This is a genomic window from Sphingopyxis sp. 550B (genome assembly GCF_057401805.1).
On the sequence record NZ_CM171610.1, the window covers coordinates 3,720,650 to 3,744,793 of the forward strand.

Annotated in this window: 9 protein-coding genes (1 of these 9 running past the window's edge); 4 read left to right on the forward strand and 5 right to left on the reverse strand. The window is 68.7% G+C overall.

What is annotated here, in order from left to right; all coding sequences use genetic code 11:
• Positions 1-16,816, reverse strand: the 5' end (the start) of a protein-coding gene (locus AC2S9W_RS17270) for a CARDB domain-containing protein (RefSeq protein WP_486571336.1). It extends 20,219 nt beyond the left edge of the window; the window shows 16,816 of its 37,035 coding nt (coding positions 1-16,816); it begins with the start codon at positions 16,814-16,816; its stop codon lies beyond the left edge, outside the window.
• Positions 16,817-17,007: 191 nt separating this feature from the next.
• Positions 17,008-17,472 carry an Lrp/AsnC family transcriptional regulator gene (locus AC2S9W_RS17275; protein WP_067184830.1) on the reverse strand — a complete coding sequence of 155 codons (465 nt, stop codon included), beginning with the start codon at positions 17,470-17,472 and terminating at the stop codon, positions 17,008-17,010.
• A gap of 125 nt (positions 17,473-17,597) precedes the next feature.
• Between AC2S9W_RS17275 and alr the strand changes: the two genes are divergently transcribed.
• The 4 genes from alr to AC2S9W_RS17295 all read left to right on the forward strand — a co-directional run bounded on the left by alr (position 17,598) and on the right by AC2S9W_RS17295 (position 21,785).
• A complete protein-coding gene (alr, locus tag AC2S9W_RS17280) occupies positions 17,598-18,737 on the forward strand; it encodes an alanine racemase (protein WP_486571337.1) in 1,140 nt (379 codons plus the stop codon).
• On the forward strand, positions 18,734-19,981 hold the full coding sequence (locus AC2S9W_RS17285) for a D-amino acid dehydrogenase (protein ID WP_076076016.1): 1,248 nt from the start codon (positions 18,734-18,736) through the stop codon (positions 19,979-19,981). Before alr ends, AC2S9W_RS17285 begins: the two co-directional genes overlap by 4 nt.
• Positions 19,982-20,010: 29 nt before the next feature.
• Entirely contained in the window at positions 20,011-20,355 is a 345-nt protein-coding gene (locus AC2S9W_RS17290) for a RidA family protein (RefSeq protein WP_067107944.1), read from the forward strand.
• A 299-nt stretch (positions 20,356-20,654) separates the two neighbouring features.
• Positions 20,655-21,785, forward strand: a complete 1,131-nt coding sequence (locus tag AC2S9W_RS17295; RefSeq protein ID WP_076076018.1) for an NAD-dependent epimerase/dehydratase family protein — start codon at positions 20,655-20,657, stop codon at positions 21,783-21,785.
• Positions 21,786-21,794: 9 nt separating this feature from the next.
• On the opposite strand, the gene AC2S9W_RS17300 is transcribed toward AC2S9W_RS17295, so the two are convergent.
• Genes AC2S9W_RS17300 through AC2S9W_RS17310 form a run of 3 tightly spaced genes read right to left on the reverse strand, consistent with a single transcriptional unit; the run spans position 21,795 to position 24,125 of the window.
• Entirely contained in the window at positions 21,795-22,277 is a 483-nt protein-coding gene (locus AC2S9W_RS17300; protein ID WP_104959751.1) for a flavin reductase family protein, read from the reverse strand.
• Entirely contained in the window at positions 22,267-23,436 is a 1,170-nt protein-coding gene (locus AC2S9W_RS17305; protein ID WP_104959752.1) for a CaiB/BaiF CoA transferase family protein, read from the reverse strand. Before AC2S9W_RS17305 ends, AC2S9W_RS17300 begins: the two co-directional genes overlap by 11 nt.
• Positions 23,433-24,125 (reverse strand): VOC family protein, encoded by a 693-nt coding sequence (locus AC2S9W_RS17310; RefSeq protein WP_076076028.1) that lies wholly within the window; start codon positions 24,123-24,125, stop codon positions 23,433-23,435. The genes AC2S9W_RS17305 and AC2S9W_RS17310 overlap by 4 nt, the downstream gene beginning before the upstream one ends.
• Between the last annotated feature and the right edge of the window lie 19 nt (positions 24,126-24,144).

Below are 24,144 nucleotides of genomic sequence, written 5' to 3' on the forward strand. Positions count from 1 at the left end.
CGATATAGCGGTCGGACGTCAGGTCGAGGAACGGATCGCGCGACAGATAGATCAGGTCGTCCCACTGCGCCTGCAGCGCCGGGGTCGCCCCGCCATTGTTGGTCACGCGATATTCGAGGCGGAAGGTCTGCCCGCGCACCGCGCGTTCGGGCGCGGTGAGCGCCGTCACCTGAAGGTTGGGCGGCGTATAGGGGGTCAGCGTCACCGCCTTCGCCGTGCTGTTGTTGCCTTCGCCCTGGAACTCGCGGACCTTGCCCGCCAGCGATCCGCGCACGCCGTTGAGGCGCGGCGACAGGGTGCTGTTCGCATAGCCCGAATCGGCGAGCTCCGAATCGGTCATCGCGATGACGTGCATCGCCCCGTTCAGCTCGAAGGGCAGCGTCACCGTCACGGTGGCGTAATAGGATTCGCCGGCCTCCAGCACGCCGACATGCTTGTTCTCGGCGCGGACGATCACGCCCGGCGCACTCTCGCGCGACATCAGCCAGTCGCCTTCGTCGAGCGAGGCGTCGAGCGACAGATAGACGCGGTCGGTCCAGCTGTCCTCGCGCGTCGCGCGGTTGCCGACATTCTCGACCTTGAAGCTGATGGTGATCGTGCTGCCCGCGGCGATGGTGTCGGGCAGCGTCAGTTCGGTGACGCGCAGGTCGGGCTCGCGATAGACGACCGGGAAGGCGGCCTGCCCGACGTTGCCCTGCGGCAGTTCGAAGGCATATTTGGCGAAGCGGTCGAGCAGGGCGCTGTTGCCGCCGTCGCGGACGATGTCGGTGGGCACCGGCGTGTTGCCAGCCGAGTTCGCGACGACATAAACGTAATATTCGCCCTCGACCCCCGCCGGCAGGGAATATTCGGCGGTGCGGCTATAACTGTCCCCGGCGCCCAGCGGGCCGTTGGTGACGTTGACCGTCGCGACCTTCTGCGCGCGGCGGGTGTCGAACACGGGGTCCTTCGATATCCAGATTTCGTCGGTCCAATATTGGGTGCCGCTCCACACCGCGCCGCCGCGGTTCTCGACCGTATAGGTGACGCTGGTCTTCTCGCCCGAATAGGCCGGGGCCGTCGGCGCCGCCGGCACGACCTGGACGACGCGCAGGTCGGCGGGCGCGTTGGTGACGCTGGTCGCGGCAAAGCCGTTGTTGTCGAGATTGTTCGGATCGCCCGCCAGCTGCGACACGACGATCACGTACATCCCCGCCGCCGCGGGGTTCAGCGTGAAGGTCTGGCTGTTGGTATAGGACTGGCCGGGGTCGAGCGGCTTCAGATTGTCGAAGCTGCCGAGGTCGAAGCGCCGCGTCGCGTTTTCGAGCAGCGGCGCATCGGCCAGATAGACGCGATCGATCCACTTGGCCGCAGCCGCGTTGCCGTTGGAACGGACCGTCCAGCTGACGTTGAACTGCCCCCCGCCGACGCCGACCGGATCGGCCGTGACCGCATCGACGGCGATCGCGCGGGTGAAGGTCTGCGGCGGGACGCCGACGATGTCGATCGCACGCGCGCGATAGTTGCTGCTGTTGATCTCGTTCGGGTCGTCGGGATTGACGTTGGGCGCGAGCGAATCCTCGAGCAGCGTCGCATAGGGGTCGACCCACGGCATGATGTAATAGGTGCCCGACACCAGCCCCTCGGGCAGCGTCAGCGTCAGTTCGCGGTCGTATCCCGCATCCTTGACCAGGATGCCGCCGTCATAGGTCAGCGTCGTCAGCAGGATGTCGCCCTGCCCCGGATGCGGCCGGTTCTTGTCGCGGGTCAGCCAGATCTGCTCGGTCCAGCGGCCGAGGTCGGTGTCGCCGGCGCCGCGGTTGGTGACGCTGTAGCGCACCGTGACGCTGTTGCCCTCGAACGCCTGCGCCGGGGCGACGACGCTGTCGACCACCAGATCGGCGAAGGGGATCGGGTCGACGAATATCTCGTGCGCGACGATATTGCTCTGCGCCGTGTCGTTCGGCCATTCGTCGATGGCGTTGCCGCTGTCGGTGGCGACGAGGATATAGACGGTGCCGCGGAAGCGCTTGGGGATGGTGAAAGTCCCCGAGGCTGACAGATATTCCTCGAGCGAGCCGAGCGCCGACGGGTTCTGCAGGCTCGACACCAATATGTCGTCGTTGGAAATCTTGTCGTCGAGCGACAGCCACACCTGATCGGTCCACAGCCCGTTGGCGGCGACCAGCCCCTGGTTGACGACCTTGAACTCGATCGACGCGGTCGCGCCGGCGGTGATGCGGTCGGGGGCGATGACCTCGCTGACGCGCAGGTCGGGTCGCGGCAGCGCCGACACCAGGATCGCGGTGCTGCTGACCCGCCGGTTGTTGTCCTCGTTCAGATGCTCGTAGACGCTGTTCCCCGCGTCGGTGACGACGATCAGCTCATATTGATCGCTCGTCTTCGACGGCAGCCGCATTTCCTCCTTGCGGCTATAGGTCTTTCCGGCCTCCAGCGGCCCGGTGTAGCTGTAGGTGCCGATCAGCGTGCCGGCGCCCGTGTCGCCGACCTTGCGCAGATAGACGCGGTCGGTCCACGTCCCGGTCGCATTGGCGGTGCCGGCGTTGCGGACGGTCCATTCGACGTCGATGACCTGCCCCTCGACACCCGTCGCGGGGAAGGAGATGCTGTCGACGACCAGGTCGGGCGGCGGCGCGAGCGCAATCGCCATCGCGTCCGACGCGCGGCTGTTGTTGGTCGTGAACACGAACTCATAGGGGCCGCTGCGCGGGTCGCTCGACCCCGGCGTCTCGACGACGATGCGATAGGCGCCCGACAGCCCGTCGGGCAGGCGGAAGCTGGCCGTACGGTCATAGCTGGCGCCCGGCGCCAGATAGCCGAGGTGGTTGACGCTGCCCAGCCGCACCCGGCCAGTGCCGTCGGTCCGTTCCAGATAGACCTGATCGAACCACTCGCCGCTGTTGGTCAGCCCGATGCCCTGATTGGTGACGCGCCAGGTGACGTCGATCGTCTGTCCCGACACCGCGCCGGCGGGAACCGCGACCGACGCGACGACCAGGTCCGCCCACGGAATCGGCGACACGTCGAAATTCCCCGCCAGCACGCCGCGGTTCGCCTCCGCGCCATTCTCGAACACCTCGCCCTTCGCGTCCGACTGCACGAACAGCGTGTAGCGGCCGTGGAATCCGGCCGGCAGGATCAGATCGAGCCCCGCGCGATAGGTTTCTCCGACGTTCAGCGCGCCGCTGTGGACATATTCGCCGAGCACGATGTCGTCATTGTTGCCGAGCACGCCGTCGCGCGACACGATCACCCGGTCGGTCCAGCCGTGGGTGAAACCGGCGCCGGTGCCGACGTTGGTGACGGTCCACTCGACGCGGACGCGCGCGGGATCGTCGATCGTCTGCGCGGGCGCCGTGACGTCGCTGACCTCGAGGTCGGCATATTCGGACAGCCCGACGTTGAGCGCGATCGACCCGATGTTGTTCGCTTCGCCCGCCGCCGTTTCGGCGACGACCCCGCCGCTGTCCGACTGGACGATCAGGCGCCAGGGACCGCTGGCGTCGATCGGCAGCGTGACCTTGAGCACCCCGTCATAGATCGCGCCCGCCGCGAGCTGCGCCTGTGCGATCAGCTCGCCCAGCTTGATGTCGCCCGCGCCGACCGCATCGTCGCGCGACAGCCAGACGGTATCGGTCCAGCCGCCCAGCGTCGAACCGGTGCCGTCGTTGCGGATCTGCCAGCGCACCTCGATTTCGGAGAAGGATTCGGCGTTGCCGCCTTCCGGCCCCTGGATCAGCACCGGCACCAGGTCCGGATGGGTCAGCATCAGCGCGCCCGACATGCCGTCGTTGTCGCCGTCGCGCCCGCCTTCATAGACCTGGCCCTGCGCGTCGGCGCGCACGAAGATGCGCCATTCGCCGTCGGTATAGCCGGTCGGAATGGTGACGAGCTGCTTGACCTCATAGGTTTCGCCGGGCGCAAGATCGAAATTGCGCGGCACCGACACAAGCTGCTGCGCGCCCGAAATCGTCGTGTCGTCGTCGATATAGATACGGTCGACCCACGGCGCGGTCGCCGCGCTCTCGCCCGTGTTGCGGATGACATAGGTGACGAGGACGGTCTCGCCGGGCACCGCGCCCGGCGGCACCGAAACGCTGTCGACGACCAGATTGGGCGCCGCCGTCGCGGCGAAGCGCACCACCGGCGACACGGCGCTGTTGTCGCCTTCCAGGAAATTCTCGAACACCGTTTGCCCGGCATCGGTCACCAGAATCAGGCGATAGTCGCCGACGCGGCCGTCGGTCACCCGCACCTCGACGCTGGCGGTGTAGCTGTCGCCGACCGCGAGCCCCGATCCGCGCACCACCTCGGCCAGCACCAGATCGTTCGCGTCGACGACGCCGTCGGCCGACAGGATCAGCCGGTCGATATGCCCGCCCGCGGCGGGGGCGTCGCCGGTGTTGCGGACGCGCCACGACACGGTGAAGGGATCGCCGCCGAACACGGTGCCGGCGGGCCCCGACACCGCGTCCGCCACCAGGTTCGGCGCGGTCGCGCTGATCTGGATTTCCACCGGCGCGCTGGCGTTGTCGGCGCGCGTATCGGGCTCCACCACGGCCTGTCCCGCGTCGGTGACGACGAACAGGCGATAGAGGCCGCCGATGTCGGAGGGCAGCGCGATGTCGAGCGACGCCGTATAGCTGCCGCCTTCGGCGAGCGGATCGGTGCGGCGATATTCGCCGATGACGATGTCGTCGCCGTTGCCGAGCACCGCGTCGGCGCTCAGGATCACCCGGTCGACCCAGCCGCCCTCGGCCGACGCCGGCGCGCCGGCATTGTCGACCCGCCAGCTCACCGTCATCGTCCCGCCGCCGATCGCGGTCGGCGGCGCGCCGACGTCGCCGACGCGCAGGTCGGCATAGACGCGCGCCGCGACGGGCGTCGTCAGCTGCGCGCTGTTGTTGCCTTCGGCGTTGCGGCCGTCGGCGACCTCGCGCACCGCATTGCCGCCGCCCCCGGCATTCTGGTCGGCATACAGGGTGACGCGGATCGACCCGACCGAGCGCGCGCCGTCGGGCAGCTTGAAGGTGAAGCTGCGCGCCCGCTCCGCCCCGGCGGCGAGCAGCATGTCGCTCGCGACCGCGGTATCGAGCAAAGTCTCGCCGGTGGTGATGTTCTGCACCAGCACCCGGTTGTTCCAGCCCGCCAGCGTCGCGGCATTGCCGATATTGGCCTCGGTCCAGCTCAGCGTGATGCTGTCGCCCGCCTGCGGGGCGGTGGCGTCGATCGCCATGTCGCGGATCACCAGATCGGGGGCCGAGGTGATCGTCAGCGCCGCCGCGTTGTTCGTCTCGCCGGTTCCGGCATCGTTCGCCTCCGCGACCTGATCGAGGATGTCGGTGGTGACGGTGAAGCTGAACTGGCCGTGCCCGATCAGCCCCTCGGGCCAGACGATGCTGTAGCTGCCGCTGCGCGACGCGCCCGCGTCGATCGGGGCCGCCGCGACGGTGGCGAGCAGCACCTGCTGCCCGCTCGACGCGTTGCGCACGACGATGCGCTCCGAAAAGGCGCCCGCGGTCGGCCGGTTGCCGCTGTTGGTGGTCGTCCAGTTGATCGTGACGGTATCGCCGGGTTTCCAGCCGCTCACCGGTTCCACCGCGACCTGGCCGACGCTCAGGTCGATGAAGGGCGCGAGGATCGACTGGAATTCGACCGACGCCTCATTGTTGGTCTCGGCCGATCCCGAGGCATTCTCCTCCGCCACCGCGTTCGCGATATCGGTCGTCACGATCGCGACGATCCGGCCGACGCCGGCGTTGCCGGTCGGCAGGCTCACCGTCGTCTGGCGCTGGCGCGACGCGCCCGGCGCCAGGTCGCCGCCGTTGTCGGCTATCACGAAATTGCCGATGATCTGCCCGGTGTCGAGGTTGCGCAGGATCAGCCGGTCCGACCATGTCCCGGTCGCAGGCAGCGTGCCGTCGTTGCGCGTCTGCCACGCGACGGTGATCGTGCCGCCCGACTGGATCGCCCCCTCGCCGCTGACCGTGACGCCCTGCGGGATCAGGTCGGGGGCGGGACGCACCTCCAGCCCCGGAATCGGGATCGGCGCGGTTTCGGGGTTCTCGAAGACGTTGAAGCCATAGGTATAGACCGAACCGACGTCGCCGATATAGCCTTCGAGCAGCAGCGTGTAGGTGCCCGTGTCGGGCAGGACGTAGCTGTCGACGTCGTTGAAATAGCCGCTGAACAACTGCCGCCCGTTGGGCGCGATCAGCCGCCAATAGGCGCTGCCGCCCGACAGGGCCTGACGGTCGAAATAATAGCGTTCGCCGGCTTCGCCCTCGAAGCGGAACGCCTCGGTCTCCGATCCGGGGCTCAGCGTCCCCGTCACCGGCAGGCCGGGGGTGATCGGGGTCGCGGCGGCGAGATCGAGGACGCGCAGCGCATAGTCGCGCGCGGTCGTGCTGTTGTTGCGCACCCGCAGTTCATAGTCGCCCGCCGGGACGACCAGCACCGGGTTGGCGGCGCCGACCGACGCGCCGTCGGAGCTCTGGAAGCCCTTGCTCGCCACCTCACCGCGCGGCCCGGTCAGCGTCCAGACGAGGCTGCCGTCGCTGGTCAGCGGATCGACGAGCAGCAATGCGCCTTCCGCCAGCGTGAAGCGATAGACATCCTCCTGCTGCGGCTGCGCGACCGTGCCCGAATGGGTTGCGCCGAGCGTCAGCGGCGCGACCTTGTCGACCAGCTTCGACACCTTGAACTGGACCGGCGCCGACGCGCCCGCGACGGTGACATGCCCCTCGACCACCAGCGTATAGGTGCCGGAACGCGTCAGCACGACCGGTCCCATGTCGCTGCTCGCGCCGGTGTTGTTGTAGACGATCTGGCGGCCCTGCGGGTCGATCAGCCGCCAGCGCCCCGTCGGCCCCGACGACAGATAGTCGAAGAACAGCTTGTCGCCGGCCTCGCCGACGAAATTATACAGGCCGGTGCTGTTGGCAGGTTCGAGCAGGCCGTCGATGACGGTATCGAGCGCGATCGCGGACGCCGACGCGAGGTCGAGCAGGCGGAAGGCATAATCGCCGGTGACGTCGTTGTTCGCCCACACCGTCAGCACATAGTCGCCCGCCGCGGCCAGGAAGGGCGTGGCGTCGGTGCGCGATTGCGAATCGCTGTTGGCGAACGTCCGGTCCTGGATCGTCGTGCCCTGCGGCCCGGTCAGGCTCCAGCGGAAATTGCCGTTGCCCGTCAGGCTGTCGAACAGCAGCAGCGCATCCTGCGCCAGCGAGAAGCTGTAGCGCATCCGGTCGCCGGGCAGCGGCACCGTCCCCTGCGTCGTCGCACCGACGGTCAGCGCCGCGTCGCGGTCGGTCATCGACACCAGGCGGAACGCCGTCGTCTGCGGTTCCGCATTGGCGATGCGCCCCTCGACCATCAGCGTGTAGCGGCCGGTCTCGGTCAGCTCGACCTGCGAATCCGACCCGATCGAGCGCGGGGTGAACACCGTGTTTCCGCGCGGGTCGATCAGCCGCCAATAGGGCAGCGTCGCGCCGCTCATATAGTCGAAGAACAGGCGCTCGCCCGCGGCTGCGTCGAAATGGAACAACTGGGTCATGTTGCCCGGATTCAGCGTCACCGACTGCTGCTCGCCCGGGGTCAGCGCCGCCGCCTGCGCCAGGTCGAGCAGGCGGAAGGCATAGCTGCCCGTCGCCGTCCCGGCCGAGATCGCCAGGCTGTAGGTCCCCGGCTGGAGCAGCATGACCGGATTGTCGCTGAAGTTCAGCGAATCCGATGCGGTGAACTGGCGCGCCGCCGGGGTCTGGCTCGGCCCACTGATCTGCCAGCGGAAATTGCCGTTGTTGGTCAGCGGATCGAACACCACCGCGGTCGGCTGCGTGATCGTGAAGCTGTAGCGCTCGACCGCGCCGGTGCGCGCGATCGAACCGGTCACCGCCTCGCCGAACGGCACGGCGGGCATCGCCGTCGCCGCGGGAGTCATGGCGACGGCGATATTGTCGACGTCCTGATCGCCGGTCGAGGTGCCCTGCGAGGCGCTGAGCGCGACGCGCCCCGCCTCCAGCTCCATGCCGGGAATGAAATAGTCGGTGACGACCTCGATCGCGGTGCCGCCCTCGGCGGTCAGCCGGACGGTCAGCAGCGTGCCGCCGGCGGTGCGCGTCATCAGGATGCGCGCGTGCGTCCAGTCGCCGCTGGCCAGCGTCAGGCCGGGGCTGGCGATGTCGGTCAGCTTCACCCCGTTGTAATGGATCGACACATGGTTGGCGTTGACCTCGCCGTTGTTGGCGAAGCTGTCGAAGCCGATCCCCAGCGCCCCCGCGACATTGGGCTCGAGACCGCTCGACCCGCTGCGCGGGATCGTCGGCCCCGGGCCGCCGGCGCCATAGAGCGCGACGGGCAGCCAGGCGAAGGCGATGCCGTCGGGGTCGGTCGCCTGCCCCGCGCGCCGCTCGATGCGGAAATCGAAGCCGACATCGACGACGTCCTGCCGTCCGCTGCCGGTCGCGGAGAAGAAGACGCTGTTGTGCGGATTGTTGTTCAGCGCGTCGGTCAGCCGCAGAAAATCATTCTCGCCGTCGCGCAGCACCTGCGCGGCCGCCCCCTGGTGATTGACCAGCACATAGGGCAGCCCGTCGGCGTCGAAATCCTGTCCGGTCGCCCCGTTGGCGGGCGGCTGCGCCGCGACGTCGAGCAGGAAGCTGTAGCTGAAATTGCTGCCTTCGGCGGCATAGCCTTCGACCAGCAGGGTATAGGTGCCCGCCATCGCCGCGGTCATCAGCCCGCTGTCCTGCATGGAGGTCGGGCCGAACACGACCTGCCCCAGCGGATCGATCAGCCGCAGGCGATGATTGTAGTTGGGGCTGTTCAGCACATCGATGCCGAACCGCATCCCTTCCGTCGCCTCGAAACGATAGGCCGCCGTCTCGCGGCCCTGCGGCCCCAGATTGCCGGTCGTCCCCTGATTGGCGGTCAGCAGCTCCGCCGCCGCGAGGTCGAGCAGGCGGAAGGCATAGGCGCCGGTGAACTGGCGATTGCCGTCGATGGTCAGCGTGTAGGTGCCGGCCGCAAGGTCGAGAACCGGGTTGCCGGTGAAATTCAGCCCGTCGCTCTGGTCGAAGCGGCGCGCCGACACGATCTGTCCGTCCGGCCCCGTCAGCGACCAGTTGAGCTCGCCCTGATAGAGCAGCGAGTCGAAGACGAGCCGCGTCCGTTCGGTCAGCGTGAAACTGTAGACGTCGCGCTCGCCGGGCTGCGAGATGGTGGAGGAAATCTGCGCGCCGATGGTCAGCGGCGCGGTCTGCACCGCCATCGGATAGATGATGAAATCATAGGCCGCGGCCAGCCCCTGATCGATGCGCCCCTCGATCAGCAGCGTATAGGTCCCGCTGAGCGCCAGAAGCTGCCCGTCGATGTCGGCCATCGACTGCTGGTTGAAGACGATGTTGCCGTTCGGGTCGATCAGCCGCCAGCGCACGTCGCTCTTGACGCTCAGCACGTCGAAGAAGAAGGATTCGCCCGCATTGGCGGAAAAACGATGGATGGCGGTCGCGTTCGACGGGGTCAGCGACGCCGTCACGCGGCTGCCCATCGCCAGCGGCGCCGCATTGGCGAGGTCGAGCAGGCGGAAATTATAGTCGGCGACCGCATCGTCGATGCCGTCTATCGTCAGTTCATAGCGTCCCGCCGCGAGCGCCAGCACCGGATTGCCGGTGAAGGTGAAGGAATCCGACTGGTCGAAGCGGCGGCCGTCGACGATGATGTCGCCATCGGGACCGGTCAGGCTCCAGCGCAGCCGGCTGTTGTTGGTCAGGCTGTCGAACAGCGCCAGCGTCGTCTGGGTCAGCGTGAAGCTGTAGCGGTTCTCGGCGCCCGGCGTCGCGATGCGCCCCGTCACGCCATTGGGGTTGGTGCTGCGCAGCAGCGCACCCGCGGGCAGGCTGGTCGAATCGAAATCGAGCGCGATCTTCAGGTCCGGCGTCCCGGCGGGGGGCGCCGATGCCATGTCGGCGGCGATCTCCGCCGCGCTGCGCGCGACGCCCCACAGGCGGAAGCTGTCGACCGCCCCTTCGATCGGGGCATAGATGGTCTCATCGTCATAATGGCCGATGTAGAAGGGGTCGGCGACGTCGACATTGTCGTTCAGGCGGATCTGCCGCGACGCGACTTCCTGGCCATTGACATAGAGTTTGAGCGTCCGGTTGTCGCGATCGACGACCATCGCCATGTGGACCCACTCGCCGGTCGGCACCACGCCGCTCGCGCTGGTGACGTCCTCGCGTCCGGAGGCATCGCGCACCGTCGCCCAGATCTGGCCGCTGCTGTTGACCGCCAGGCGATAGGGCGCGGTGTCGCCCAGCCCCTTCGACACCACGGGCATCCAGCTGCTGGTGAAGCGGTCGAGGAAGAACCAGCCCTCGATCGTTAAATTGCGGGTCAGGTCGACATCGGGCCCGTCGGGCAGTTCGACATAATCGACCCCGCGCAGCTTCAGCGCGTTGCCGTCGACCCCGGCAACGACCGTCGGCGCATCCGGGTTCGGCCCTTCGAGCGTGATCGGGACCGGCGCGGTCTGCGCCATGTTATACACCGCCACGCGATAATCGACCGGCCAGTTCACGACCGCCGCGCGCATCTCCATCACCAGCGTATAGGTGCCGCCATAGGCGAGCACGCCGGTGTCGATGTCGCCGACCTGCACCGGACCGGAAATCTGCCGTCCGAAGGGATCGAACAGGCGGAAACTGGCGCGGCCCAGCGATCCGCCGAACTGCTGCAGGTCGATGAACAGCCGGTCCCCGGCCGCCGCGTCGATCCGCCACACGGCATTGTCGCGCGACCCGCTGGACCGCCCCGTCGCGACGCTACCCTGCGGCAGGACGGGCGCGGCTGCGACGTCGATCAGGCGAAAGGCATAAGCGCCGGTGGCCGCGCCGGTGCCGTCGACGGTCACGGTATAGGTCCCCGGCCCGACCTCGATCAGCGGATTGCCGCTGCCATATTCGTGGCTTTCGCCGTTGCGCATGTTGCGCGCTGCCGAAACGCCGCCCGGTCCGGTGATGGTGACGGTCATCTGGCTGTTGTCGTGCAGCGCGTCGAACAGCAGCATCTTCGGTTCGGCGACGGTGAAGCTGTAGGTGCGCGTATCGCCCGGCGTCGTCAGCCGCCCCTCGATCACCCCGTCCAGTCCCGCCAGGTCGCGCAGGACGGGAACATCCGCTCCCGACACCTGGTTGCGGACCGTGCCGCCTGCGATCGCATCGAAATCCATCCGCAGCACGAGCCCGCCGGTGTCCGATGGCACCCCGTCCATCCCGGCGAGAATTTCCTCCGCCGACCGTCCATGGTCCCAGATGCGCAATTCGTCGATCGCGCCTTCCAGCTTCTGATAGCTGTCGTTCTGTTCGGGGCCGGTGCCGATGTAGAGCGGCGAGGCGGCGCTGCCGTTATGCGGCGCGGTGGGGACATTGGTGCGCGACGCGACCAGCACGCCGTTCAGATAGATGCGCATCTGCCCCGTGCTGCGCTCGATCACCGCGGCGACGTGCGTCCACTGGCCCTGCGGCACCGATCCGCTGGCCGTCTCCAGCGTGTCGTTGGCCGTCCCGCGATAGCTCGACAGGTGGACATAGCCGCTGCTGTTGTACCACAGCGTATAGCCGCGCCCGTCGGTCCCTTCGCCCTTGTAGATCAGCGGCGTCCAGCTGTCGGTCATCCGATCGGGATTCAGCCAGAACTCGATCGTCAGATCCTCGCGCAGGTCGAGCGCGGGATCGTCGACCAGTATCTGCTCGTGCGTCGTCATCGACAGCGCATTGCCGATCTTGCCGGGGCGCAGCAGCGACGGCTGCTCGACATTGCCGTCGAGCGCGATCGCCGTCGCGGCGGTCGTCGCCCGGTGCAGCGCAAAGCGATAATCGCGCGCCGTCGCGTCCCACACCCGCCCCTCGATCATCACGACATAGGTGCCCGCCTGATCGGCGGTGAACTCATAATCCGCGACACCGGCCGGGGTGCGCGTCTGCGTTCCGTCGGGCCGGATGATCCGCAGCGTCGCATTGCCGATGCCCAGAAGGTTCTGGAAATAATATCGCTCGCCCGCCGCCGCGTCGAAGCGGTACATGTCGGTCTCGCTCGACGGCTCCAGCCGCCCGCTGACGCTCTGCCCGAACGCCACCGGCGCTGCGTCCGCAAGATCGAGCAGGCGGAAGCTGGCGGGCGCAGTGCGATAGCCGTCCGCCTGCACGGCGATCTCATAGCTGCCGGGCGCCAGCGTCAGCACCCGCTCGCCCGACGCTTCGGAGGAATCGCTGTAATAGAAATCGGCGGAACTGACCGTCCCGGTCGCGCCGCGCAGCGCCCAGCGGATCGTCGAATCATTGGTCAGCGAATCGAAATAGACGCGCGTCGTCTCGGTCAGCGTGAAGGTGAAGCGGTTGACCTCGGTCGGCCGCGCGATCGCGGTGCTGACCGTCTCGCCCAGCGTGATCGCCCGCGGCGCGGGATCGACCGGCCGGATCAGCGCAAAGCTGTAGGCGCTGCTTTCCGCCGTGTTGGTGGCGCGCCCTTCGACCAGCAGATAATGGCGCCCGGTGACCGCCGCCACCAGCGTCCGGTCGGCGAAGGTCAACGCCCCCGTCACCTCGTTGCCGAAGGAATCGACCAGGCGGATCGTGCTCGATGCCGGCACCGTCTGCGCGTCGAAGACGATCGTCTCGCCTGCGGAAAGGTCGAGCGCATAGACGTCGGTTTCGCTCGACGGCGCCAGCGCACCCGCGATCGTCGCGCCATCGGCGGCAAGCAGCGTCGCCGTCGCGGCAAGGTCGAGCAGGCGGAAGGCATAGGGGCCGACCGCCGCGCCGGTGCCGTCGATCAGCAGCTCATATTCCCCGGCCGCGAGCATCAGCGGCGGGCGCGTGCCCTGAAAGGCACCGTCGGCATCGCGCAGCGACGCCGAATAATCGATCCCGGGTCCTTTCAGGCGCCACGTCAGCGTCGTGCTGCCGGTGAAGCTGTCGAAGGCCAGTAGCCGCTCCGACGAAAGCTGGAAGCGATAGCGCTGGACGTCGCCCGCCGCCGCCAGAACGCCGTCGATCCGCGCGCCGAGCGTCAGGTCGAGCGGCGCGGGATCGCGCGGGCGGTTGAGGACAAAGGAATAATCGTCGTCGGCGGCGGTGTTCGCCACCCGCCCCTCGATCAACAGGACATAGGTGCCGTCGACCGGCAGCGCCAGTTCGCGGTCCGCGAAGCCCACGGGCCCGACGACCAGCCGGCCGAACGGATCGATCAGGCGGAAGCTGCCGCTGCTGAGTGCCGTCTGGGTATCGAGGTAGAGCGTCTCGCCGGCGACGCCGGTGAAGCTGTACATGTCGGTCGCGCGCGCGGGCAGCAGCCGGCTCTCGACCAGCGCGCCGCCGGGCGTGATCGGCGTCGCCGCCGCCAGGTCGAGCAGCCGCATCGAATAGGCGCCGGCCGTGCCCGACACCCGCAACTGATAGGTTCCGCCCACGGGAAGGTCGATCACCGCGCTGCCGCTGATGCTCGTGCCGTCGCTGGCGCTGAAGCTGCGACTGCTCACCTCGACGCCGTTCGGCCCCAGCAGCGTCCATGTCTTGCCGCTGTCGTTGGTCAGCGAATCGAAAGTGAGCCGCGTCGGACCGGCGACGGTGAAGCGATGGAGTCCCGGCTCGCCGCCGGCGACCAGCGTGCCCGACAGCGTGTCGCCGGGCTGGAACAGCGCGCCGCCCGATATGTCGGGCAGCGCGACATGCTCGGTCAGGTTGACGCGGAAACCATAGCCGATCGGCGCGGCTCCGACCCGCTGCTCGATCGCAAGCGTATAGGTGCCGGTGACGCGCAGATCGACGGTCGAGGTGCCATGGAGGTAATTCGCGTTCGTCACCTGCCGTCCGAACGGGTCGAACAGCCGCCAGCCGATGCTGTAGTCGCTCGATGTCGCATCGATCAGCCGTTCGAGCGTCACCTTGTCGCCCGCCGCGGCGTCGAAGCGATAGACGTTGCTCGTCCCGCCGGTCGCGAAGCTGCCGGTGACGTCGGCGTCGAACGCGACCGCCTGGGCGTTCGCGGTGTCGATCAGGCGAAAGGCGTAATCGACCGCCTCGCCGACGCTGCCGTCGACGATCAGGCTATAGGTGCCGGCGGGCAGGTCGAGCAGCGACGACAGGCCCGACGACAGGTCGAGCGAATCCGAATAGGCGAAGGCGCGCTGGTTCACTTCGGCGCCGCGCGGTCCGGTCAGCGTCCAGTGGAGGTCCCAGCGGCTGCTCAGCGAATCGAACAGCAGCCGCGCCGGCTGCGTCAGGGTGAAGGTCAGCGTGTGCCGCTCGCCGGGCTCGCGCCGCCCGGTGACGAGGGAATCGACGGCGATCGCGCGCGTCGGATCAGCGACCTTGACCATGCGCGCGGAAAAGGCGGCGGCACCGCCGTTGCCCACAACGCCTTCGACCGCGATCAGATAGGTGCCGTCCATCGGCAGATTGGCGAGGTTGAGGTCGGCCAGCGCCGCCGGCGCGACGAGTTGAGTCCCGTCCGGACGGTAGACGCGCACGGTCAGCGAAGCGCCGCTCTGGCTCGCGACGTCGAAATACCAATGCTCGCCCTTCGCCGCGGCGAAGCTGTAGAGCCGCGTTTCCGTCGCCGGCGCGCCGCCGGTCGCGGGCAAGCCGGAGGGCGAGGAATCGGCCGCGGTCCATCCGTCGGCCTCGTCGAACCGCCAATAGCCGACGAGCCCGCTCTCGCCGCCCGACAGCGGCGCCTGCGCCGCGGCGGCGATCTGGGCCGCCGAACGCGCCACGTCCCAGACGCGCACCTCGTCGATCGCCCCGTTCCACGGATAATAGGCCTGCGGGCCGCCGCCGATCACCAGCGGCGCGCCGCTATGGCGGATCGCCTCGGCGAAATCGCGCTCGGCGACCTGCAACCCATCGACATACAGTCGCATGACCGCGCCGTCATAGGTGGCGGCGACATGCACCCACCGCTCGCTCTCGATCGGCGCCTCGATATAGGCGTCGTACCAGTCGTTGAGATAGAAGCGGACCGTGTCGCCGATCCGCAGCAGGCCATAGCCGTCGTCCCACGACGTGCTCGACCCCTTGAACAGGATCGTCTGATAGGGGTCGCCGCCGAAGATGATGATGCCGCCGTCGCCGTCGTCGACGGCCTCCGCGCTGCGCACCCACGCCTCCAGCGTCAGCGTCGCCGGGCGCAGCGCATCCGAATCGGCGACGATCAGGTCCTTCTGCCGATTGACGTCCCAGCCGTGGTTGACGGTCCCGGGCAGCCCCGAATAGTCGAGCGGCGCGCCCTCGCCGCGCCCGATCGCGTCGCTCACCCCGCCGTCGCCGACCGCGCCCCCGAAGCCGGGCAGCGCCGTCACGTCCTGCGCCGCGCCCGCGGCGAGCACGCGGAAGGCGAAGTCGCCCCGCGCGTCGCTCCCGCCGCCGCCCACCGTCAGCCGGTAACGCCCCGCGGGCAGCGCCAGCAGGGGCTGGCCCGAACTGCCTTCCGAATTGGAGAAATAGCGCCCGTCGACCACCGTGCCGCGCGGGCCGGCCAGGCTCCATTGAAAGCCGCGGTCGTCGCGCAGCGCGTCGAACAGCAGCCGCGTCTCACCCGCCAGATCGAAGATATAGGTGATCGTGTCGCCCGCGCCCTCGATCCGCCCGCGCACCAGTTCGCCCGGCGTCAGCGCGGCTTCGGTCGCGGTCACGCGCGACAGGATGAAGCCATAGTCGAACGCGGCGCTGTTGCTGTCCACTCCCTCGATCGCGAGCGTGTAGGTGCCGGTGCGGTCGAGCGCGAACACGCCCGAATCGTTATAATAGTCCGGGCCGCGCACATATTCGCCGTCGGGACCGATCAGCCGCCAGCTCACCGTGCCGCCGGTCAGCGTCTGCCGGTCGAAGAAATAGCGTTCGCCGGCGACCGCGTCGAAGGCATAGAGGTCGGTGGCGCGCCCCTCGTTCTGCGCCGAAACCAGCGCGCCGGCCTGAATAGGCGCCGCATTGGCGATGTCGAGCAGGCGAAAGGCGAAGGCCCCCGTCGCGTCGCCGTCGCCATCGACGGTCAGCCGATAGTCGCCGGCGGCCAGGTCGAGGATGTTCGACCCGGAGATATCGATCGAATCCGACGCGCCGAAGGCACGGCCGTTGACGAGCGTGCCGTTCGGCCCGACCAGCGACCAGCGGATGTTCGACCGGTCGGTCAGCGAATCGAAATAGACCTTGCGCGCCTCGGTCAGCGTGAAGGTGAAGCTCTGCGTCGCGCCCGGCACGTCGAGCGAACCGGTGACCGGGGGCACGGCCGTCGGGGCCGACAAGGACAGAAGCGAGATCCCCTCGCCCTCCCCGTCCGCTCCGCCGAAAGTCGTCAGCGCGGCGGTGGTGCCCGGCGCGCCCGCCGATCCCGAGCCGCCGGAGCCGCCATGGGCATAAAAGCCGCTGGCCGTGTCGGCGCCGTCGACATCGAGCGCATAGCCGCCGACCCGCACCGAAAGCGCCGACATGTCGATGCCCGGCGCGATGCCGCCAATGCCGGTGCCGGCGCCGGCCCCGTCGAACGGCATCACGGTCAGGAACTTGGCGGAAGGCTCCATGCTGGCGACCAGCCCGGACGGAAGGCCAAGGCCGAGTCCGACGTCGATCGGCGCGACGTCGGCGGACAGCAGCAGGCGCGGCTCGAGCGCCTCGACCGACAGGCGGCTGGACAGGATCGACGATCGGCGCAGCGCCGCCTTGCGCTGTTCGGCGCGGATGCGCGCGGCCCCTTCCCCGAAGCTGAAGAGATTGGCGAGTGGGCGGCCAGGCGACGTTCCACGCCTAAAACCATTGAGCATTCCGATCCCCCCTCTTCCGACGCGACGGCCGCCATCGAATCCCATATTTCTATGCGCACGATGGGGGGATTTCGGATCACGCCCGCGCGATGGCGCGCGAGAAATTTCGCAGCGCTTCATTATGGATAGGGGATGCGGACCTCACGCGCCGGGCAAGGTCGGAGCGCGCGCGGCGGAATCGCGCCGCGGCGTCAGCGATACGCACCCTTCGGCCGCACGCCCGCATGCTTCGGAACGCTGCGCACCGCGATGCTCGAATGGATGCGCTCGACGCCGGGAAGGCGCGACAGGATCGTCTTGTGGATTTCCTCATAGGCCGCGGCGTCGGCGGCGGTGATCCGCAGGATGTAATCGGGATCGCCCGTCATCAGGAAACATTCCTCGATTTCCGGGTGCTGGCGGACGGCTTCCTCGAACCGGTTGAGATAGGCCTCGGTCTGCCGCTCCAGCGTGATGCGGATGATGACGATCAGCCCGTCCCGTTCGGTGGGCGCGACGATCGCCGTATAGCCGCGGATCACCCCGCTCGCTTCCAGGTTGCCGACCCGGCGCAGGCAGGCCGAAGGGGAAAGCCCGACCTCGGCCGCCAGCTCGCGATTCGGCATGCGCCCGTTCAGGCGCAGCAGCCGGACGATGTTGCGGTCGATGGCGTCCATTCAAACCCTATCGCACAAGGATGAAACTTAATTCAACCAGAACCGCGAAAACAGAATAATCACGCGTAATTCGCATCCAAAATCCAACATTATTCTGATATTCTTTTGCCGGAAGGGGATCGTCTTTGCCAGAGAATCGCGCGCCCACGGCCCGCTGCGGCCGGCTTTGGATCGACCTGTCGGCGCTGGCCCGCAACTATGCGGCCATCGCCGCGCGCGTCGCCCCCGCTACGGCTGCGGCGGTGGTGAAGGCCGATGCCTATGGCCTCGGTAGCGGTCCGGTGGCCTCGGCGCTGTGGGATGCCGGCTGTCGCCGCTTCTTCGTCGCGCATCTCGACGAGGCGCTGGCGATCCGCGACGAACTTCCGCCGCAGGCCGAACTCATCGTCCTCAACGGCCTGCCGCCGGGCGTCGAGCCGCTATGCGCGCGGCACGGGATCGTTCCCGTCCTCAATTCGCCTGGTCAGGCGGAGCGCTGGGCCGAGACCGCGCGCGCGCTCGATCGGCGGCTTCCCGCCGTCCTGCAACTCGACAGCGGCATGTCGCGGCTCGGGCTCGCCCCCGAAGACGGCGTCCGGCTCGCGCATGACGATCGCTTCCGCCAGGCGGTCGACCTGCGGCTGGTGATGAGCCACCTCGCCTCGTCGGGCACCCCCGACAGCGAGGCCAACGCGATGCAGATCGCCGCGTTCGACCGGCTGGCGGCCGCCTTTCCCGGCGTTCCCCGGTCGCTCGCCAATTCGGGCGGCGCCTTTCTGGCGGCCCCCTATCACAAGGACGTCGTGCGGGCGGGGATCGCGCTCTACGGCGGATCGCCCAGCGGCGACCCGGCCGACGCGCTCGAACCCGTCGTCCGGCTCGACGCGCGGGTCGTGCAGGTCCGCACCGTCCCCGAAGGCACCGGAGTCGGATACGACCTCACCCATCGCTGCACCCGGCCGACGCGCATCGCGACGATCGGCGTCGGCTATGCGGACGGCCTGCCGCGCACGCTCGGCAATCGCGGCGCCGCCTGGTTCGACGGCCGGCGGTTGCCGATCCTCGGGCGCGTGTCGATGGACAGCATCACGCTCGACGTCAGCGACCTGCCCGCCGGGCAGCCGGAGGAAGGCGACTGGGTCGAGATCATCGGCCCGCACCAGCCGGTCGACGTCCTCGCGCGCGATGCGGGGACCATTTCCTACGAGATACTGACGTCGCTCGGCCATCGTTACGACCGGCATTATCTTCCCTTCGCGGGGGTTATTTCAGGGAGGCCGGCATGAAGATCGCGGTTCTTGGCAGCGGGGTGATCGGCGTCACCACCGCCTGGTATCTGGCCGAAGCGGGGCACGAGGTGGTGGTGCTCGACCGCCAGGCCGGCCCGGCGCTCGAAACCAGCTTCGCCAACGCGGGCGAGGTCTCGCCCGGCTATTCCGCCCCGTGGGCCGCGCCCGGCATCCCGATGAAGGCGATCCGCTGGCTGATGATGCGGCACGCGCCGCTGATCCTGCGGCCGCAGATCGACGGCGCGATGCTGCGGTGGCTGCTGGCGATGCTGCGCAACTGCACCAGCGCGCGCTATCATGTGAACAAGGCGCGAATGGTCCGCCTCGCCGAATACAGCAAGGACTGCCTCGTCGCGCTGCGCGAGACGACCGGCATCGCCTATGACGAAGGCACCGGCGGCACCCTGCAGCTGTTCCGCACCCAGAAGCAGCTCGACGGCATGGCAAAGGACATCGCGGTGCTGCGCGCGAGCGGTGTCCCGTTCGAGGTGCTCGACCGCGACGGCTGCGTGGCGGTCGAGCCCGGGCTGGGCGCGGCGCGCGACAAGGTGGTGGGCGGGCTGCGGCTGCCCGGCGACGAAACCGGCGACTGCTTCAAATTCACCGCCGCGCTCGCCCGCATGGCGGAGGCGCGCGGCGTCACCTTCCGCTACGGGACCCGGATTCAGGCGCTGCGGCCCGATGTCGGGGTCGAAACCGACCGGGGTCTGGTGACGGCGGACGCCTATGTCGTCGCGCTCGGCAGCTTTTCGCCGCAGATGCTGCGCCCGCTGGGGCTGACCCTGCCCGTCTATCCGGTCAAGGGCTACTCGATCACCGTGCCCGTCGCCGACGCCGCGCACGCGCCGCTTTCGACGCTGATGGACGAAAGCTACAAGATCGCGATCACCCGCCTCGGCGACCGCATCCGCGTCGGCGGCATGGCGGAGATTTCGGGGTACAACAATGCCCTGCCCGAGCGGCGGCGCGAGACATTGCTCCATTCGCTGACCGACCTGTTCCCGGGCGGCGGTGCCATCGACGCCCTCACCTACTGGTCGGGCCTGCGTCCGATGACGCCCGACGGCACGCCGGTCGTCGGCCCGACCCGCTATCCCAACCTGTTCCTCAACACCGGCCACGGCACGCTGGGCTGGACGATGGCGTGCGGATCGGCGCGCGTGATCGCCGACCTGATCGGCGGCCGGCAGCCCGACATCGAAACCGCCGACCTGTCGCTCGCGCGCTACGGCCGCTCCTGACACCTGCAACAACATCGAAAGGAAACAGCATGACCATCAACCGTATCGAGTCCGGGCGGCGCATGAGCCAGGCGGTCGTCCACAACGGGACCATCTACCTGTCGGGTCAGGTCGGGGCGCCGGGCGAAAGCGTCACCGCCCAGACGCGCGCCGTGCTCGCCGCGATCGAGACGCTGCTCGCCGCCGCCGGCTCGGACAAGTCGAAGATCCTCTCGGCGACGATCTGGCTCGCCGACATGGCCGACTTCGCGGAAATGAACGCGGTGTGGGACGAATGGGTCGACGGCAAGGACGCCCCCGCGCGCGCCACCGGCGAAGCGAAGCTGGCTACGCCTGAATACAAGGTTGAGATCATCGTCGTCGCCGCGGCCTGACCGACACCAATGCCGATATCGTTTCAGCATCCATGGTCGGACCCTTCCAGGTGCGGGCGGACCTTGGACCCTGAAACAAGTCGGCCATTATCCCTTTTCGACAAATAGCAGTTCCCCGGCGAAAGCCGGGGTCCAGCTACGTGCGCCTGCCTCGCATGGACCCCGACATCGCCATGCTCCAGCGCATGAAATATAAATTCCTTGATAGGATAATTATAACTGTCTATTTTCTCCAAATAAGGAACGATAGAGATCGGGCCCCATGACCCGGATGGCTCGTTTCGCTGGAGAGAGAGACGATGGACCAACACAAGCACATCCTGCTGGTCGGTGGCGGCGGGCCGACGGGGGCGCTGGTGGTCAACGCCCTGATCGCCGAGGGGCACCGGATCGCGGTGATGAACACCGGGCGCCATCCCGTCGCCTTCGACGGTCCGGTCGAGCATCTGGCGGCCGACCCGAATTTCCTCGAATCCGTGCAGCAGGCCGTTGCCGGGCGCTATTTCGACACCGCGATCGTGCAATATGGCCGCCTCCGCCTCGTCGCGCAGGCGCTGACGGGCCATGTCGAGCATCTGGTCGGCATCACCTCGACCTTCTATCCCGGGTGGATCGACCCGCCGGCGACCGTGCGGCCGACCTCGGAAACCGGCGAAGCGCGCGACTGGTCGGTACAATATCTGGACGAAGGCCTGCCGATGCCGCCGCACGTCCCGCTCGACCCCGTCGGGAAATTCGGCGCGCGCGTGGTAGAGACCGACACGGCGCTGCAATGGGCGCACGCGCAGGGCGATCTCGCGACCACGATCCTGCGCTATCCCCGCATCTACGGGCCGCGCCAGCCCGGCGCGGTCGAATGGAGCATCATCCGCCGCCTGCTCGACGGGCGCGAGCGCATCATCGTCCCCGAAGGCGGCTTCCTGCTGCAAAGCGCGCTCTATGCCGAAAATGCGGCGCGGATCGTGCTCGCCGCCGTGCGCGACCGGCGGACATCGGCGGGGCGGGTCTTCAACTGCGCCGATGGCGAGCCGATCTCGCATCGCAAGTGGATACGGCTGATCGCCGACGCGATGGGCAGGACGGTGGAACTGGTCTCGGCGCCCGCGGCGCTCGCGCGCCCGGCGTGGCCCTATGCCCGCTGGCCGCTGACCGTCGGGCATCACGTCCTCGACATCGGCGACCTCGCCGCGCTCGGCTACACGCCCGCGCCGGTCGCCTACGGCATCCGGCGCACGGTGGACTGGTTCCTCGAAGACCCCGCGGCGCGCGGCGGCGCCGCCGAACCGCAACTGAAGGACGCGTTCCGCTACGACATGGAGGACCGGATCATCGCCGAACTCGACCGCGCCCGCGCCGCGATCGAAGCGATCGATTTCCCCGATTTCGACATGAGCCACTATTACGCGCACCCCAGCCGGCCCGCCCGGTGATCCCTGGTATCAGGCCGGGGCGAAGCGTCCGAACCGGCTTGCGTGAAAGACCAGCGGGGCGCCGTCGGCGACCGCGACGTCATGGACGCGCCCGATGATGATGTGATGGTCCCCCGCGACGGGGCGGTCGGCGACGCGGCACTCGATGCGCGCCAGCGCTCCCTCGACGACGGGAAGCGCGGGGCGCGCCGCGCGCGGGCTTTCGGGCGCGCCGCCCGACCGGGCGTGGCGCAGCGCCAGCTCGACCTGGCCGTCGTTCAGCACGTGCACCGCGAACATCCGTCCCGGCGCGAAGGCCGGAAGGTGGCGGCTCCGGTTGTCGAGGCACCAGAGGACGAGCGGTGGCTCCATCGAGACCGAGGTGAAGGAGTTGGCGGTGATCGCGACGGGCTCCGCGTCGGCGTGGCGCGCGGTGACGACGGTGACCCCGGTGGCGAACAGCCCGAAGACCTGCCGCAGCGCGCGCGCATCGAGCGCCGGCTCAGTCCGCATCCGCGGCCCCCGCCACCACGCCGCCCGCGTGGAGCGCCGCGACCTCCTCGCGGCTGAAGCCATAGGCGGCGAGCACCGCGTCGGTGTCGGCCCCCGGCACGGCGGGCGGTGTGCAGGCGCCCGCCGCGGTGCGGCTGAAGCGCGGCGCCGGGGCCGGCTGGACGAGGCCGCCGACCTCGACGAACACCCCGCGCGCGGCATTGTGCGGGTGCTGCGGGGCCTCGGTCATGCGCAGCACCGGGGCGAAGCAGACGTCGCTGTCGCCGAGCAGCCGGGTCCATTCGTCGCGCGTCCGGCTGCGGAAGATGGCGGCGAGCCGCTCGCGCTGGCCGTCCCACTGCCGCGGGTCGTTGCGGTTTCCGAACTCCGCCGGGTCGATCCCCAGCCGCTCCTGCAACAGCGCGAAGAACTGCGGCTCGAGCGAACCGATCGTGACGAACTCGCCGTCGGCGCACTCATAAACGGCATAGAAGGGCGCGCCGCCGTTCAGGATCGTGCCGCCACGATCCTCGCGGAACATGCCCTGCGCGAGCATTCCGTGCACGCCGGCGGTCAGCAGCGCGGCACCGTCGACCATCGCCGCGTCGACCACCTGCCCCTTCCCCGACCCCCGCGCCTCGAGCAGCGCGCAGACGACGCCGAAGGCGAGCACCAGCCCGCCGCCGCCGAAATCGCCCACCAGATTGAGCGGAGGCACCGGCGGCCCGCCCCGGCCGCCGATGCTGAACAGCGCCCCCGCGAGCGCGATATAGTTGATGTCGTGCCCGGCGCGCTGCGCGAGCGGCCCATCCTGCCCCCACCCCGTCATCCGGCCGACCACCAGCTTCGGATTCCGTTCGAGCAGCAGGTCGGGGGCGAAGCCGAGCCGTTCGAGCACTCCGGGTCGGAACCCCTCGATCAACCCGTCGGCGCCGTCGATCATGCGCAGCAGCGCCGCCTTGCCCTCGTCCTGTTTCAGGTCGAGGCGGATCGACCGGCGATTGCGCGCCAGCACGTCGAAGGGCACCGCGACGCCGATACCGCTCCCCCCGTCGACGCGCTCGACGCGGACCACCTCCGCCCCCATGTCGGCAAGCAGCATGGCGCCGAACGGCGCCGGCCCCAGCCCCGCCAGTTCGATGATGCGAATGCCGGCGAGCGGCCCCCCGCCGACCGTCATTGCGCGCTGCCCACCGGTGGCGCGCTTTCGCTCGCGTCCCAGACCTGCTGGTCGGACAGCGCGATCAGCTTTTCATAAATGCCCGGCGGATAGTTGGTCATATGCGGTCCGGGCGCGTCCGGTCCGGGCTGCGAAACCCCCTGCGCCGACGGCTCATAGACCGGCGGGTTCCGGTATCGCTCAAGCTCCTCCGGACTGATGCCCGCGCGCGCCACGACGTCGGGATCGATCCAGCTATCGGGCGCGATCGGCGCGTCGGAACAGGATAGTTCGAGCGCCAGCCCCTCGGGCCCGGCGAAATAGATCGACTTGCAGAAACCATGGTCGACCGGCCCCAGCACCGGCACGCCCCTGGACCGCAGCCGCGCCTGCATCCGCAGCAGGTCCTCCATGCCCTTCACCTTCAACGCGATGTGCTGCGTCGTTCCGGCGGCGCTCGCCGCGGTCGGATTGCCCGCGTGCGTCTCGCCGAACTTTTGCGGAATGCTCGCGACGAGCGGCCCCTGCACGAAGGCCACCGCGCTTTCGTCGTTCATGCGCAGAAAGCCGTGCCACGTCTCCTTGGCGCCGTGCATCCAGTACAGCGCCACCAGTTCCATCCCCAGCTTGTCGGTGAAGAAATCGATCTGCGTCTTGATGTCCGCCGTGCTGATCGCGAGATGATGTAGCCCCTGCACCCGGTTATCCATGACATTCTCCCGTGCGGCC

What these genes read in the sequence shown, in the direction of transcription:
- AC2S9W_RS17275 (WP_067184830.1), bottom strand. Translation starts at nt 17,472, where the DNA reads ATGGACGCCATCGACCGCAACATCGTCCGGCTGCTGCGCCTGAACGGG.
- AC2S9W_RS17300 (WP_104959751.1), bottom strand. Translation starts at nt 22,277, where the DNA reads ATGCGGACTGAGCCGGCGCTCGATGCGCGCGCGCTGCGGCAGGTCTTC.
- AC2S9W_RS17310 (WP_076076028.1), bottom strand. Translation starts at nt 24,125, where the DNA reads ATGGATAACCGGGTGCAGGGGCTACATCATCTCGCGATCAGCACGGCG.
- AC2S9W_RS17295 (WP_076076018.1), top strand. Translation starts at nt 20,655, where the DNA reads ATGGACCAACACAAGCACATCCTGCTGGTCGGTGGCGGCGGGCCGACG.
- AC2S9W_RS17285 (WP_076076016.1), top strand. Translation starts at nt 18,734, where the DNA reads ATGAAGATCGCGGTTCTTGGCAGCGGGGTGATCGGCGTCACCACCGCC.
- AC2S9W_RS17305 (WP_104959752.1), bottom strand. Translation starts at nt 23,436, where the DNA reads ATGACGGTCGGCGGGGGGCCGCTCGCCGGCATTCGCATCATCGAACTG.
- AC2S9W_RS17290 (WP_067107944.1), top strand. Translation starts at nt 20,011, where the DNA reads ATGACCATCAACCGTATCGAGTCCGGGCGGCGCATGAGCCAGGCGGTC.